The following is a 16,314-nucleotide window of genomic DNA, read 5'->3' on the forward strand; positions in this document are numbered from 1 at the left end:
AAAAATATTAGTATGAAAAAAATAACATTAAGAGCGACGATTTGCAGTTTTGTTCTGTTAGCCACTGCAGGTTGCGCAAAATTAGATGAAAAAACATACGGCTCGGTAATTATAGATCCAAACAACGCATCGTCTACAGCGGATCTTAACGGGGTGTATTCTCAATTAAACGGTCAAACAGATCAGGCTAACACATATGCCCTGCAAGAGCACTCAACTGACGAAATGATGGGCCCGACACGTGGAACTGACTGGGGAGATTTTGGTACCTGGCGTAAGTTACACACACACACCTGGACACCGTCGCACAACCAGGTAAGCGATACCTGGGATCAGTTAAACATTGGGGTGTTCCGTGCAAGCCAGGTGATAGCCCGCGCTACTGATAACCAGATAAAAGCCGAAGCAAGCTTTTTACGGGCTTACTTTATGTTCCAGGTAGTAGATTTGTACGGACAGCAACCCTTCCGCGATCCTGATGCTCCGAACTCTGCCATACCGGTTGTATTCAACAGGGCCGACGCTACAGCGTTCATCATCAAAGATCTTGAGTTTGCCGAAGCAAATTTAGGCGCTGCACCAAACATTGGTAAAGCAAGTAAAGCAGCAGCACAGGCATTATTAGCAAAAGTTTACTTGAACAAAGCGGTTTATACTGCAGCAACTGTGGGCGGGCCTTTCACTTTCCCTAAAGAGGATATGGATAAGGTTATAGAATATGCCAATAAAATTACAGCCGCAGGCTACACGTTAGAGCCGGCTGGTAAATACTTCCAGGATTTTGCATGGGATAACTCAGAAAAATCTCACGGCAACATCTTCGGTATCTACAATACCCCATCAAACGTTCCGGGGTCGGCTAAAAACCGTTGGAAAATGGGCTTGCACTATAACCAAACACCCGATGGATGGAATGGCTTTACAACGCTTGCAGAGTTCTACAACTCGTTCCAGTCGTCAGATGAGCGCCGCGGTGTTGCTTATCCGGGCTTAACAGATAAAGTTGGTTTAAGGGCGGGTTTTGCTGTTGGTCAGCAATATGGCCCGGGTGGTAAAAAGTTAACACAACGTAGCGGTACGCCACTGGTGTTCACTCCCGAAGTTAACCTAAACTATTCAACCGAAGCTCAGGGTATCAGGGTGTTTAAATACTTTCCACACCCAAATGCTGACGGAACTGTTACCGATAGCGGAGAAGATAACGACTACGTAATACTGCGTTACGCTGATGTGTTGTTAGAAAAAGCGGAGGCAATCATGCGCGGTGGTACCGATCCTAATGGCCAAACACCGGTGGCTATTGTTAACGCTATACGCACACCTCGCGGTGCCACAGCCTTAGGCAGTGTGACCGAAGCAGACCTGCTTGCAGAACGCGGCCGTGAGCTTTACTGGGAAGGCTGGAGAAGAAATGACCTTATCCGTTTTGGTAAATTTAACGATCCGGTTGATCAGCGCCCGAATGCTTCTGACAAAACACGCACTTTGTACCCTATACCACAACGTGCTGTTGATACCAACCCTAACTTGAAGCAAAACCCAGGTTACTAACAGTTGAAACCAGTTTCCAATTAGTTATATTTGATTTTAAACGTAGCGAAGAGATTCGCTACGTTTGTTTTTTTGTATACTCTGCAATGTTAAAAAAAGCCAGCCTTTACCCCTTTGTCGCTATTTTTATAGTGCTGTCGGCCTGCCACAATAACGATGTAAAAAACCCGCTTTTTACGCTGCAGGATAATGCAGATTTGGGTGTGAATTTTATAAACCAATTAGTCGAAAAAGACCAAACCAACGTGTTCACATTCCGTAATTATTATAATGGCGGCGGTGTAGCCATTGGCGATGTGAATAACGACGGGTTGAATGATATTTACCTTACCTCAAATCAGGGTGGCAATAAGCTATACCTGAACCGGGGAAACTGGAAATTTGACGATGTAACCGATAAGGCCGGGGTTAAAGGCACTAAATACTGGAGCACCGGCGTTACCATGGTTGACATTAACGGCGACGGGTGGCTGGATATATACGTTTGCCATAGCGGTAACGTAATTGATAGAAAAGGGAATGAGCTTTTCATAAATCAGCATAACGGTACGTTCAAAGAAGAAGCTGAAAAATACGGTTTGGTGGATAACGGACTGTCAACCCAGGCAATATTTTTTGATTTGGACAACGACGGCGATCTGGACTGTTTCGTTTTAAATAATTCGTTCAGGCCTATCGGATCGTTTGATTTCAGCCAGGACCTGCGGGCGCGGGTTGATGAACTTGGCGGGGCACATTTGTATCGTAACGATGGCGGGCACTTTACAAACATTACCAAACAGGCCGGTATATTTTCAAGTGATATAGGTTTTGGTTTGGGCGTATCTGTTGCCGATGTTAACCAGGACGGTTACCCCGATATTTACGTTTCAAACGACTTTTTTGAGCGCGATTACCTCTACATTAATCAACACAACGGTACTTTTAAGGAAGATATCCAATCTGAAATGGGGCACTTGAGCCTTGCATCGATGGGGTCTGATATTGCCGATATCAATAACGATGGCCACCCGGATATTTTTACTACCGAGATGTTACCCGAAGGCGACAAGCGCCTGAAACAAATGACCTCCTTCGAATCATTTGATGTAATTAAGCTTAAACAGCACGATGGGTACTACAACCAGTTTATGCAAAACTGTCTGCAATTGAACAATGGCGATGGCACGTTCTCTGAAATTGCGTTCAAGGCAGGGGTTAGTGCTACCGACTGGAGTTGGGGCGCACTTTTTTTTGATATGGATAACGATGGCTGGAAAGACATTTTTGTATCAAACGGGATATTTAAAGACCTTACCGACCAGGATTATATCGAGTTTTTGGGTAATCGCGAAAGCATGGATAAAATTGCCGAAAAGCGGAAGTTTAACTATAAAGACTTCGCTGATAAAATGGTATCAACTCCGCTGGTAAACTACGCCTATGCGAATAACCGCGACCTTACTTTTACCAACAAAGTAAAGGAATACGGGCTGGATAAAGCTGCTTTTAGCAACGGCGCCGCATACGGCGACCTTGATAACGATGGTGATAACGACCTTATAGTAAACAACGTAAACTCGCCGCTTTTTATTTATAAAAATAATGCCGAAAAGCTGCATAATAATTACATACAGCTAAAATTACAGGGAGAGGGGCTTAACCGCTTTGGGGTGGGCGCCACCATAAAGGTGTTTGCCAAAAATGCGTCAGTGATGTATTATCAGCAGCCAACCCGGGGTTTCGAGAGCAGCACATCGCCCAACCTGATTACCATAGGCATAGGTAAAATTACAAAGGCCGATTCAGTACAAGTGATATGGCCGGGCGGTAAGTGCCAGGTTGTAAAAAACATACCGGCAAACAAAGCCTACACGTTTAAAATTGGCGATGCTACACTACAATACAATTTTGAGAAACCGGCTGTAAAAACCTTGTTTACCGAAACTGCCACAACCCTGTTCGATACCGTCCCAAAGCACACCGAAGATAGCTTTATTGATTTTGATAACGAGCGACTGATGCTGCAAATGCTATCAACCGAAAACCCGTATATGGCAAAGGGCGATATCAATAAAGACGGCCTCACCGATTTTTATTTCGGCAGTTCAAAAGATAGTCCGGCTGCTATATATGTTCAGCAAAAGAACGGCAGGTTTAAGCAGTACATTCCGCCTGATCTGGAAAAACAGGTGTATCTTGAAAACGCCGGAGCCGCATTTGGCGATTTCGACGGCGATGGCGATGAAGACCTGATAATTGGAGTGGGTGGCAATGCCGAAGAGGCGGGCACAAATATCTATTTTCCGCGGTTTTACGAAAACGACGGTAAAGGCAACTTGCATCGTAATCCGCAAAAAGCCATTCCTGTGTCGGTGAACGCATCGGTTATAGCAGCCTGCGATTATGATAAGGATGGGCACCCCGATCTGTTTATTGGTGGGCGCAGCGTACCCGGCACCTACGCGGTATCGCCAAACTCCTACGTAATGCACAACGATGGTAAAGGCAACTTTACCGATGTAACCAAACAAGTGTTGGGTGACGTAAAACCCGGGATGGTTACAGCGGCCCAGTGGGCAGATATTGACGGCAACGGCTACCCCGATCTGGTAATTGCAGGCAATTGGATGGGTATTAAAATTTACCGCAATAATAATGGCAAATTTACGCCGGATAATCAGCTCGACGGTTACAAAGGATGGTGGAGCAGCCTTGCAATTGCCGATATCAACAACGATGGGAAATTAGATATTATAGCGGGCAACCTGGGCCTTAACTCCAAATTTAGGGCAACTCAGGCCGAACCTATGAAGATATATATAAAGGATTTTGACGGCAACGGAACCAAGGAGTGCATCACATCAATATATCGCCAGCATAAACCTTATGTGTTTCACATGAAGCCCGACCTTACCGGCCAAATACCCATGTTGAAAAAGAAGTATCTGAAATATGCAGATTACGCAGGGAAGCCCTTTGACGAAGTTTTCACTGACGAGATGTTATCAGGAGCTGAAATGCATGAAATAAATTATCTGGCCTCGGCGGTGTTTATCAACAATGGCAATAACAGATTTATAGATAATCCGCTGCCATACCACGCGCAGCTCTCAAACGTGGGCACTATTTTATGCGATGATATCGACCATAGCGGCACGCCGTCTATTATGCTTGGCGGTAACTTTTATGGCTTTAAGCCCGAGGTGGGCCGCCTTGATGCAAGTTACGGGCAAATTTATAAGTATACTAAAAAGGGATTTGTTTATATTCCGCCTGCAATAAGTGGCGTTAAACTTAACGGTCAGGTAAGGTCATCATTGATGATAAAGAACAGCCGGGGAGATAAGTACTACTTATTTGGGATGAATGATGATAAGCTTAAAGCTTACAAACTACGTTAAGCATATATGCTAAAGGCTAAACTATTCAAAAAACAGATCGTAATAATTTGCTGTGTTGCGCTTGCAGGCGCTATTGTTTGGATTTCGTGCAAAACAAAAAAAAGCGGCAATGGCATTTTTAAGCTCCTTACAGCGGAACAGACCCACGTTGATTTTGTAAACAAAAACACCGTTACCGACTCGGTGAACATACTCGATTACCTGTACTTTTATAACGGTGCCGGGGTAGCAACAGCCGATTTTAACAACGATGGGCTCGAGGATATTTACTTTGTATCAAACCAGGGCCCTAATAAGCTTTATCTGAATAAAGGCGGTCTAAAGTTTGAAGATATAACGGCAAAAGCAGGCGTGGCCGGTACGGGTAACTGGAAAACCGGCGTAACCGTTGTTGATATAAATGGTGATGGTTTAAAAGATATTTATGTTTGCGTAGTGGCCAACTTCAAAGGTTTTAAGGGGCATAACCAGTTATACATAAATAACGGCGACCTTACTTTTACCGAGAGCGCCGCTAAGTACGGGCTCGATTTTTCGGGCTTTTCTACCCAGGCTTCATTTACAGATTACGATAAGGATGGCGATCTGGACATGTTTTTGTTAACATCATCCGTACATAGTAACGATACCTATGGCGACTCTACCCTGCGTTTTAAAACCAGCCATGATGCGGGCGACCACCTGTTTCGTAACGACGGCAACAAGTTTACAGATGTGACCGCAGGGTCGGGCATATACTCCGCACCGATAGGTTACGGGCTTGGCGTTAGCGTGGGCGACCTGAACAACGATGGATGGGATGATATTTATGTAAGTAACGATTTTTTTGAGCAGGATTATTACTATATCAACCAAAAAAACGGCACGTTTAAAGAGGAAATGAAAAATGCCTTTGGGCATACCAGCTTATTTTCAATGGGCAACACCTTAAGTGATGTTAATAAGGACGGCCACCTTGATGTGATTAGCACCGATATGCTGCCCGAGGAAATGAGGGCGCTAAAATCAACCATAAACGATGAGCCTCTTGATATTTATAACCAGGAGGTTAACGCGGGGTATTACTATCAGTATTCTAAAAACAGCTTACAGTTGAATGTGGGCAACGGTAAAAAATTTGTTGACCTGGCCCTGTACTCGGGCGTGTCGGCAACCGACTGGACATGGTCGCCGCTGGTGCAGGACTTTGACATGGACGGCCGTAAGGACATGTTTTTTTCGAACGGAATAAAAAAACGGTTGAACGATATGGACTACCTGAAGTATCTGGGCGACCCTAACGTTATTAAAGACTTTAAAACCAGCCGGTTTTTTGATAAGGAGAAAATAAATTTAATGCCTGATGGTGATGTGCACAACTACCTGTACCATGGCGAGGATAAGCTGAAATTTGAGGATGTATCTGCAGGCAACGATATGAAGGACCCGTCTATATCTGCAGGCGCGGTAGCGGTTGACCTGGATAACGACGGCGACCTTGAACTGGTAACCAATAATATGGACGCTCCGGCTTACATTTATCAAAACATGACGATGGAAAACAGCAAGGATACCAAACCATCGTTTATGAAATTAAGCGTTAAATACACCAAAGCCAACCCCGATGGTATTGGCGCCAAGCTATTTATGCGGTCGGTAAAACAGGTAGACCACCAAGAGATACAAACCAGTACCGCTTACGAAAGTACACAGGGCAATAACCTGCTCTTCACCTTTTTGCCCGGCGACAAACCGGTAGAACTGATGGTGCTTTGGCCTGATAACTCGTATCAGCTGATCAGGGATTTTGCCCTAAACAAAAAAACCGTTATAACTTACGTAAAAGAAAAAACGCAGACCGTGGCGGATGTAGGGCAATTTATTACCGGCTACATACAAGGCCATAGTGAGTTTACCTACACGGATGTAAAGGCAAATGTTTTAGCTACGTTACAACCGTTTGAAACGCCCGACTTTAATTACTATAATCTTTTACCACACACCTATTTGCCACATACGCCGGCCATAGCGGTTGCCGATGCCAATAACGATGGTATGGATGATATTTATGTTGGCGGAATAGCGGGAGAAGAAAAATATATTTTAGCGGGCAACAAGGGCGGTACATTTAAAAAGATAACTGTTGAAGCATTTAACCAGTTTAAAGGTCATGGTGATACCGAAGCCCAGTGGGCCGATATAAATAACGACGGCTTGCCCGACCTGATAGTGCTGACTGCCAATCACCCGTTTATCGAGTTTGAAAAAACGACACCTCCGCGGCTTTTCATCAACAAGGGTAATTTTAAATTTGAATACCAGGCTTTGCCCAAAGTAAATGCGCTGGTATCAAAAATACTGGTTTACGATTTTGACGGTAACGGGCAAAAAGATCTGTTTTTTAGCAGCACCATACCTTTTCGCGACTATACCATGGCCGCAACATCGGTAGTGTTATTAAATAAGGGGGGGGGCGATTTCAGTGTAGCTCCTGCAAAGCAATTCGCTGATTTAACCGGTATACGCTTTATAAGCAATATTTCTACCGCTGATATCGATCATAATGGCGCCGACGATATTATCATCAGTTCGGAATGGCAGCCTGTGCAGATATTCCTGAACAAGAATAAAAAGTTGGTCAAGTTCTCTTCGGCACTGCTTGACGGCCAAACCGGCTGGTGGCAATCGGCAATTGTGACCGATATAGACGGAGATGGTAAGGCCGATCTGTTGGCTGGTAACTGGGGGGCCAATAACAAATATAACGTAAACCCCGATCAGCCGTTATACGCCTACAATAATGATGTAGATAAGGATGGTAAGAATGACCTGATACTATCCTACTTTTATAAAGGTGAGTATTACCCTTTCCGCCCGAAGAATGATTTGGAGCAGGAACTCCCCTACCTGAAAAAAGAATTTCTGAGCTATCAGAAAATGGCGGATAAAACTACTTCCGAGATTTTTAAAGATAACCTTACCGATAGCGGCCGATTAACTGCTAATCAGTTCAGTACTATTTTTATAAGCGATGTTTTAAACGCTAAAGAAATTACTGCGCTCCCTTATTTGTACCAGCAGGCGCCTGTACGGTCAATTCTTCCGATAAATAACAAGCAAGGCGACGTTTTGCTGAGTGGTAACTTTTGGGGAGTTGTGCCATACGAAGGGAAGTATGACGCTTTGGGGTTGGTAACCGCCCATTATGACAGGCGCGCAAAACAGTTTGCAATGCCCGAATATTGGTTGAATGATATGTTCAACTCGCAGGAAATAACACACCTGTACCCTTACAAAAACAACAACGGCAGCAGCTACATTATTACTACCTACGATGGCAAGTTAATGCTCATAACTAAATAAGCGCATTTAAAAAATAGGCCAGTAAATTCTGGTTGTCCATTTAGTGGTATCTTTTTCGGCAAGCCTGTTGGTTATCAATAATTCATATGGCATTGCCGGCGATATTAGCCCGTGGTCTTTTTGATAGCGCTTAACCTGTCTAAAAGCATTGGCAACCGTATTTTTACCGCCTGTAACCTCGGCTTCCAAAACGTTTCCACCTTTAACCAACCTGTTTATTACGGTATTAGTCCCCGGTGTTATTTGCCTGTTAATAGGGATAGCCACCATCACCGCGAACCCATTTTTTTCGTCCTTATGAACGTTCATCATGGGCGAATCTACGGCGAGGGCGCCCTGTGTTATTATTTGCTTTTTAAGGTCGCTTACCAAACTGTAAATAATCGTAGGGGTAGGGTAACTTGCGGTGTGCGTGGTCGACGCCAGTACAATAGGGTTTTTGATTTTGGCGAGTTTTATGTTCATGCCATAAACGTTCTTTTCTGTTTGCATGAATCTTTTAAAAGCAGTTAATAAAGTGTCGATGTTTTTTGTCACGCGTTTAATTTTTATGTATTGGGCAATACGTAAAAAAGGATTAGTGCTGCTCTGCATCTCGGTAAACCAGGTAACCTCGCACATGCCTTCGCCTGTTGTAGCGTAAATAACCTGGCTGTTAAGTTCAATATTGCCGCGCCTGATGGTTAGCCTCATCTCGCTGTTGGTGCTTTCAAGCAAGTGATAGCTGGCGCCCTGGTACATAAACATACTGCTGTCGCTTGTATTATGCTGGCCCGGCCACCACTTACTCCACGGCTTTTTATTAACCAGGAACCTTGCCACATTTATGTCGGTAGCATCTATTTCAATAACACGCGCCGTTTTTATTTTTTGAGGGATGATGTAGTAAACGCTTATAAAGGCTAAAAGCAGTAAGCCTATTGTTATCAGGGCTGGTTTTTTCATATAAAATACACAAACAATAAAACGGCGCCAAAAGCCGTGTCGGGTGGCTAATTTGCGCCGTAAAAGTAATTATTTAAGCGGGTTAATATCAAACAATTTATGTGCTTATCAATTGGCGAAAAAACTCTATATTAGCCTGTAATCCAAGAAAACCGATGTGTTTTGATGGGTGGCACCATCATTTTTTTAAACTAAGATTTTATATGAACCGTTTCCTGTTTTTGATTGCGGGTGTGATTTTAATATTCGCATCCTGTAAGAGGCCCGACTACCAAAAGGTTACCCACGATCCCGAACTTTACCGCGTTACCGTAAAAAAATTAAATGATATAGTGCTCGAAAATAATTTCCCGCCGGTTATCGCATCCCGCAATTATGTGTATGCCAATATTGCCGCTTACGAGGTTATTGCCGCCGGCGACCCGCAGCATTACCGGTCGCTGGCCGGGCAAATAAAACATTTACCGGCCGTTCCGCAGCCCGAAAAGGGTAAGGAAATAGACTTCCAGTTTGCATCACTGTTAGCGTTTTGTTTTGTAGGCAATGCTGTAACCTTCCCTGAGGGCAGCATGTTTGTTTATATTGATGAACTAAAGCAGAAAGTTAAGAATGCCGGCATGCCATCGGACGTGTTTGAAAATTCTGTGGCCTATTCAGACGTTGTTGCAAAACATATCATGGCGTGGAGTAAAAATGATAATTACGCGCAAACCCGGTCGGCAAGTAAATACACCGTTACACGTAAAGATGGCCGCTGGGTGCCTACGCCGCCCATGTATGCGCAGGCGCTTGAACCGCACTGGGGCGAAATACGCACCATGGTTTTAGATTCGGCATCGCAGATACCCGCGCCCGAGCCACCGCCTTATAATATGACCGATAAAAACAGCCCCTTTTATAAAGCTGTAATGGAAGTGAAAACCTTAGGCGACAGCTTAACAACTGATCAAAAACACATGGCTGATTTTTGGGATGATAACGCCTTTAAAATGAATGTTGTAGGCCACGCCATGTTCGCTACAAAAAAGTTTGGGCCGGCGGGGCATTGGATGAATATTGCCGGTATCGGTTCACAAATAAAGAACTCTGATTTCGGGACGACTGTTGCGGCATACACGCAATCGTCTATAGCGTTGTTTGATGCCTTTATAAACTGCTGGTATGTAAAATTTAAAGCCAATAGTGTTCGCCCCGAAACGGTGATTAATAAATTGATTGACCCCGACTGGAAACCGCATATTCAAACCCCGCCATTTCCGGAATACATAAGTGGGCACGCCGTAATATCTGCCGCCGCCGCTGAAGTGCTGACACATTGCTTTGGCGACAACCTGGCCTATACCGACGCTTCAGAATCGGAGTTTGGCATACCCGCGCGTACCTTTACATCGTTCAGGGCCGCGGCGCAGGAAGCCTCTATGTCGCGGGTGTATGGCGGTATCCATTACAAGAATGCCTGTATCATCGGCAATATGTCAGGTCGTAAAATAGGCGAACTGGTGAACCAAAAACTGCACCTGAAGATAAAATAAAACGGATGAGAAGAATATTTGCCTTGCTGGCCGCGCTGTTTTTAACATGGTCGTTATCGGCACAAAATATAAGCCCATGGGTTATTACGGCTAATAAAATAGACCCGAACAACTATTACGGCATAACGGTAGCCAATGGCATGATCGGCATAGTATCGTCGCCCGAGCCATTTAAGGTAAAGAACGTGGTGCTTGCCGGCGCTTACGATCTATATGGCCGGGGCCGTGTAAGCAATTTTTTAAACAGCTTTAACCTGTTGAACATGTACCTGGAGATTGATGGCAGGCGCCTGGACGCTAAAATGGTAAGCAACATGACGCAGGAACTGGATATGCAGCATGCGGCTATGACCACCACCTTTGATTATGGCGATAAGGCAAGTATTAAATACACATATTACTCGTTAAGGCAATTACCATTTACAGTGTTGATGGATGTTGCCATTACCGCAAAAAAGGCCATTAATATTACCGCTGCCAGCGTTATGGAAGCGCCCGATGCATTAAAGGATGTACAGAATTATTATAACGAGATCGATCGTCCGCATGTAACTATCAGCCTGTTAACCTCAACGGCAAAAAGCCCCACGGGTAAGCTGCAGTTATGTGCCTCTACTTCCTTTTTATTTAACGAGGAGCATGGTAAAGAACCGCGCGTTATCCACGAGATGTGGGACAATAACATGCATCTGATGAAGTTTAGCCGTGCAATAGCCGCCGGGAAAACCTATAAATACGGTGTTACGGGTTCATCAATAACATCGGCCCACCATGCCGATCCGCTAAATGAGGCCGAACGCCTAACCATTTTTGCCAAACTGGAAGGCCGCGACAGGCTGATACAATTTCATAATAAAGCGTGGGACGAACTTTGGAAAAGCGATATACAGATAGAAGGTGATGCACAGGCTCAGCAGGATGTGCATAGTATGCTGTATCACCTTTATTCGTTCTCGCGTGCAGGTACTGCTTTGTCGCCATCGCCAATGGGCTTATCAGGCCTGGGATATAATGGCCATGTATTTTGGGATACCGACCTGTGGATGTTCCCGGCCATGCTGGTGATGCACCCGGAAATAGCAAGATCAATGGTAGAATACCGCTTTGAACGTTTAGAGAACGCACGCAAGAATGCCTTTTCGCATGGCTATAAAGGCGCCATGTACCCCTGGGAAAGTGCCGATAGCGGCGTAGAGGAAACGCCCGTTTGGGCCTTAAGCGGCCCGTTCGAGCACCATATAAGTGCTGATGTAGCCAATGCCGCATGGGCCTATTATTACGTAACACAGGATAGGCAATGGCTGCACGATAAGGGCTGGCCGATATTGCAGGCAACCGCCGATTTTTGGGCAAGCCGGGTAGAGCGTAACGGCCCCGGGCATTATGATATCAAAAATGTAGTTGCTGCGGACGAGTGGGCCGAAAATATTGATAATAACGCCTTTACCAATGCTGCCGCGCAGGCTAACCTGATGAACGCTGCAGCCGCCGCAAAAATTTTGGGTATGCAGGCCGATACCGATTGGGTACACGTTGCCAATAATATCCCCATTTTAAAGATGGCTAACGGCGTAACGCAGGAACACGCCCAATACAAAGGCGAGGGCATCAAACAAGCGGACGTGAACCTGCTGGCCTATCCACTTAAAACCATAACCGACCCGGCGCAGATCAGGAAAGACCTTGAGTATTATGAGACACGCGTACCTAACGAAGGTACCCCTGCCATGACACAGGGCGTGTTCGCGCTGCTTTATGCCCGTTTAGGTGATGGCCAAAAGGCCTACAAATGGTTTAAGGAGGCATACGAGCCTAACCTTAACCCGCCGTTTAGGGTAATTGCCGAAACCAAGGGTGGTACCAACCCTTATTTCGCCACAGGCGCGGGCGGTATTATTCAGGCTATGCTGATGGGCTTTGGCGGTTTGGATATTACACCAACAGGAATAATTCAGTTAAAGAGCACGCTGCCGCCTAACTGGAGATCCTTAAAAATTACCGGCGTTGGTGTTAATAAGGCAACTTATACCGTAAAGTAAATAATGTAGGGGCGCGGTACTTCGTATCTCTACCGGTTATCCCACACGTGTCCCTTTCTCCACGCGTCATGGCGAGGTACGAAGCAATCTCCAGATTTCGCATCCCGCTTTGTATGTGAAGAGATTGCTTCGTACCTCGCACTGACGTTTAGGCAGTTATTTGTAACAATATCAACTCACTTATCCTGTACAAAACTCATTTTTATAAATTGCTTTATGAAACGTATCAGCCTGTTCATCATCTCCCTTATCACCATTTCGGCTTCGGCGCAAACCACGATAAGGCAGGATCCTGCTATCAAACAAATGGTCGACGAGGTATCCTCCAAAAACATTGAATCCATTGTACGCAAACTGGTGAGCTTTAAAACACGCCACACCTTAAGCGATACGGTTAGCAAAACCGAAGGCGTTGGCGCTGCCCGCAACTGGATAAAGGCCGAATACGAACGTTACGCGGCAGCATCAAACGGCCGGATGAAAGTGCAGTTTGACGAATTTGTACAGCCCAAAGGCAACCGCATAGATAAGCCAACGCCCATGAAAAATGTGCTGGCGATATTAAAGGGCACTGATACGGCCGACAAGCGTATTTACATTGTATCCGGTCATTACGATTCGCGGGTAAGCGATGTAATGGATGTAAAATCGTTTGCGCCGGGCGCGGTAGACGATGCATCGGGTACAGCTGTTTCCATGGAACTGGCCAGGGTAATGGCTAAGCGGCGTTTCCCGGCTACCATTATATTTATGGCGGTAGTGGGCGAGGAGCAGGGGCTTTACGGCTCAACTAACGTGGCCAAACGCGCTAAGGCCGAAGGCTGGCAGATAGATGCCATGCTGAACAACGATATTGTGGGCAATACTTATGGCATGGAAACCGGCTTGAAGGACAACCGCAGCGTGCGTGTGTTCAGCGAGGGGGTACCGGCTGTTGAAACCGAAAAACAGGCAGCGGTACGCAACTCCGTAGGCGGTGAAAATGACAGTCCTGCCCGCGAACTGGCCCGTTATACCAAAGAGATTGCCGAACGTTATGTAGAGCAGCTGGATGTAAAGCTGATCTACCGGCGCGACCGTTACCTGCGCGGCGGCGACCACATCCCGTTTTCGCAGCAAGGTTTCGCGGCCATACGTATAACCGAAATGAACGAGGATTTTAATCGCCAGCACCAGGATATCCGCCAGGAAAACGGTGTAGATTACGGCGACCTGCCCGATTTTGCCGATTACGATTATATACAAAAAGTTGCCCGCATGAACCTGTCAACGCTTGCTAACCTCGCGCTTGCCCCGTCCTCGCCGCAAAACGTGGGTGTTATAACCAGCGGCCTTACCAATAAAACACAGCTTAAGTGGGATGCCCCCAAAGGCAAAGCCCCCGCAGGCTACTACGTGCTGATGCGCGAAACCATTAGCCCCTATTGGGAAAAGAAATTTTTTGTAACCGGCACCACCGCTAACATAGGCTACTCAAAAGATAACTACCTGTTTGCCGTACAGGCAGTTGATGCCGAGGGGCACGAAAGTTTGCCGGTATTCCCAAAACCGGTGCGGTAACAAACGTTTTTATCCCTCAGATCTTTTCTTTCTTTTCCGCCGCTTCTTCTACGTCAGATGAGTCGGCGTGCAAAGGCTGTTGTTCGTTGTAAGCCTCATCCTCTAATTGGACATTCAAGAAAATGGGAAAGTGGTCTGACTTGCAGTTATTAAGCCGTTTTATTTTAATAAGCTTAAAATGCCTGGACACAAAAGCATGATCTAAAGGGAAACGAATAAAAAAGTAATGGGCGTGGAAAGAATTAAAAAAGCCGCGGCCCCTGCGCGGGTCTAATAAACCACTCATTTTTAAAAACAGCTCGGTAGTGTGGCTCCATGCTACGTCGTTCAGGTCGCCTGCCACTATTACCGGCAGCTCACTGGCTTTAGCCAGGTCGGCGATCAGCAATAGTTCTTTGTCCCGCTCGGTCGATCTTATATTTTCGGCAGGTATCGGCGGCGTAGGGTGTACCGCATAAAATTGCACCAATTGCCCGCCCCTTAATTTTATTTTGGTGTGGATGGATGGTATATCCTTTTCAACAAGGTATTTTACCGTTGTATCTGTCAACTCGAGTTTAGAATATAACAGCAAGCCGTAAGTGTTCTCTAACGGTACCCGTTTAAAATGGGGGTAAGTGCTTTCAAGGCTGCGTGTCTGAATATCCCAGCGCTCGTTGGTCTCCAGTAATAAAACCACGTCTGGGTTGGCTCTGGCAATTTCCTTTAAACAACCCGCTGAATTGGTATTATCCTGAAAAACGTTGGCTATCATTATACTTAAACCCATGTTGCCATTATGTGGGCCTGCCCTTAATACTTGTTTTTTTGCCAGCCTGGTAAAAGGTAAAATAAGCGACAATAGGTATGCTATATTAAGCGCCAGCAGCAAAAGAAAGATATACAGTGTTAATGCCGGGCCTGTATACATCAGCAACATCAGCACAAATGCCGCGCAATTTAAAACCAGCTTTTGCAGGCGGGGGTAATCAAATATCCTGAAGATCCAATACTCATTTCTGACCAATGGCAACAGCGTAAAACAAAACAGTAGACAAGAAAAAATAATTATGGTCAGGTTCATTAAAGTAAGTATGGCGCAATTTAACAAATACCATTTACCAATCAGGCATTTGTGGGGGCTGAGGTTTTAATCCTCGTGATTTTTTAGCTTATCCAGTTTCAGCAAACGGCGTGTTAAAACAAATATCATGTACACAATAACCGGGGCGGCCACAACATCAATGGTGTAATGTATGTGCTGCACCAGTAAAAGCGCCATTACCGCAACTATTGATATAAAACCCAGTATTTTGTCCGTACGTTTTTCCAGGCATAAAAATATCAGCACAAGGGTTGAAGTATGCCCCGAAAAAAACAGATCGCGGGTAATTACATTATTACCATAAAACACGCCTGTTAAGGGGTCAACCAGGTGTATTAAGCCTTTCGGCGGGTCGAGCGCTACCAGGTAAATGGTCAACATGCGGGCGATATTAATAAATATAAGCGTCCAAACGTAGTTGATATAAATAACTGGGTTATAAAGCGCCCTTATAAGTATCAGCAGGGCCATCCCCCAAATGATAGTGAATATAACTACCGATACATCATAAGCCGGTATGTGTGCCAGTACCCAATCGTTCAGCACTGTGCCCTTCCGTTTTTGTATGAAACTAAAGAATAGCGGCAACGAGGAAAGTATAATGGCGACGATGAAAGACCCTATCAGTAACTTATCTCGTTTTTTGGGCGATTGAAGGGCTGCAGTCCAGGCTTGCTTTATAGATGGTGTACCTAATTCCGTCACTATTACAAATCAATTAAGGACTGCAAATTTACTAAAACCGCCAATATTAAATAAGGGTTAGTTAATTATTACACTTTTGTTAGAATCAACGCCAGCGCCTACCATCCCCTGTTTGAAATTATCGTGCTATCAATCAGTTGCTTAAACCTTGCCCAGGTAAACATTTCGCATTG

At 45.2% G+C, this 16,314-nt stretch carries 9 protein-coding genes; 6 read left to right on the forward strand and 3 right to left on the reverse strand.

Features of this window, described 5'->3' with window-relative positions; translation table 11 throughout:
* Positions 1 to 12: 12 nt before the first annotated feature.
* The 3 genes from HDC91_RS17920 (at position 13) to HDC91_RS17930 (ending at position 8,276) form a co-directional block, all read left to right on the forward strand.
* The gene (locus HDC91_RS17920; protein WP_183554522.1) at positions 13 to 1,551 is read left to right on the forward strand and encodes a RagB/SusD family nutrient uptake outer membrane protein; all 1,539 of its coding nucleotides are present in this window, start codon (positions 13 to 15) and stop codon (positions 1,549 to 1,551) included.
* A gap of 86 nt (positions 1,552 to 1,637) precedes the next feature.
* On the forward strand, positions 1,638 to 4,934 hold the full coding sequence (locus HDC91_RS17925; protein ID WP_183554524.1) for a VCBS repeat-containing protein: 3,297 nt from the start codon (positions 1,638 to 1,640) through the stop codon (positions 4,932 to 4,934).
* A 6-nt stretch (positions 4,935 to 4,940) separates the two neighbouring features.
* Complete coding sequence (locus tag HDC91_RS17930; RefSeq protein ID WP_183554526.1) at positions 4,941 to 8,276, forward strand: VCBS repeat-containing protein; 3,336 nt, start codon at positions 4,941 to 4,943, stop codon at positions 8,274 to 8,276.
* Between the two features lie 6 nt (positions 8,277 to 8,282).
* On the opposite strand, the gene HDC91_RS17935 is transcribed toward HDC91_RS17930, so the two are convergent.
* On the reverse strand, positions 8,283 to 9,221 hold the full coding sequence (locus tag HDC91_RS17935; RefSeq protein ID WP_183554528.1) for a hypothetical protein: 939 nt from the start codon (positions 9,219 to 9,221) through the stop codon (positions 8,283 to 8,285).
* 203 nt (positions 9,222 to 9,424) lie between these two features.
* Here HDC91_RS17935 and HDC91_RS17940 point away from each other — a divergent pair, with 203 nt between their 5' ends.
* The 3 genes from HDC91_RS17940 to HDC91_RS17950 all read left to right on the forward strand — a co-directional run bounded on the left by HDC91_RS17940 (position 9,425) and on the right by HDC91_RS17950 (position 14,352).
* The gene (locus tag HDC91_RS17940) at positions 9,425 to 10,753 is read left to right on the forward strand and encodes a vanadium-dependent haloperoxidase (protein ID WP_183554530.1); all 1,329 of its coding nucleotides are present in this window, start codon (positions 9,425 to 9,427) and stop codon (positions 10,751 to 10,753) included.
* A 5-nt stretch (positions 10,754 to 10,758) separates the two neighbouring features.
* The gene (locus tag HDC91_RS17945; RefSeq protein ID WP_183554532.1) at positions 10,759 to 12,792 is read left to right on the forward strand and encodes a glycoside hydrolase family 65 protein; all 2,034 of its coding nucleotides are present in this window, start codon (positions 10,759 to 10,761) and stop codon (positions 12,790 to 12,792) included.
* 216 nt (positions 12,793 to 13,008) lie between these two features.
* Complete coding sequence (locus tag HDC91_RS17950) at positions 13,009 to 14,352, forward strand: M20/M25/M40 family metallo-hydrolase (protein WP_183554534.1); 1,344 nt, start codon at positions 13,009 to 13,011, stop codon at positions 14,350 to 14,352.
* Between the two features lie 16 nt (positions 14,353 to 14,368).
* Here the strand turns inward: HDC91_RS17950 and HDC91_RS17955 are convergent, their stop codons facing one another.
* Both HDC91_RS17955 and HDC91_RS20215 read right to left on the reverse strand, forming a co-directional pair.
* Positions 14,369 to 15,415: an endonuclease/exonuclease/phosphatase family protein gene (locus HDC91_RS17955; RefSeq protein ID WP_183554536.1), complete on the reverse strand. Its 1,047-nt coding sequence runs from the start codon at positions 15,413 to 15,415 to the stop codon at positions 14,369 to 14,371.
* Between the two features lie 66 nt (positions 15,416 to 15,481).
* Positions 15,482 to 16,141 carry a sphingomyelin synthase family protein gene (locus tag HDC91_RS20215; RefSeq protein ID WP_221262266.1) on the reverse strand — a complete coding sequence of 220 codons (660 nt, stop codon included), beginning with the start codon at positions 16,139 to 16,141 and terminating at the stop codon, positions 15,482 to 15,484.
* Positions 16,142 to 16,314: the final 173 nt, after the last annotated feature.

Origin of the sequence: Mucilaginibacter sp. AK015, from assembly GCF_014200785.1 — a bacterium.
Classification (GTDB): domain Bacteria; phylum Bacteroidota; class Bacteroidia; order Sphingobacteriales; family Sphingobacteriaceae; genus Mucilaginibacter.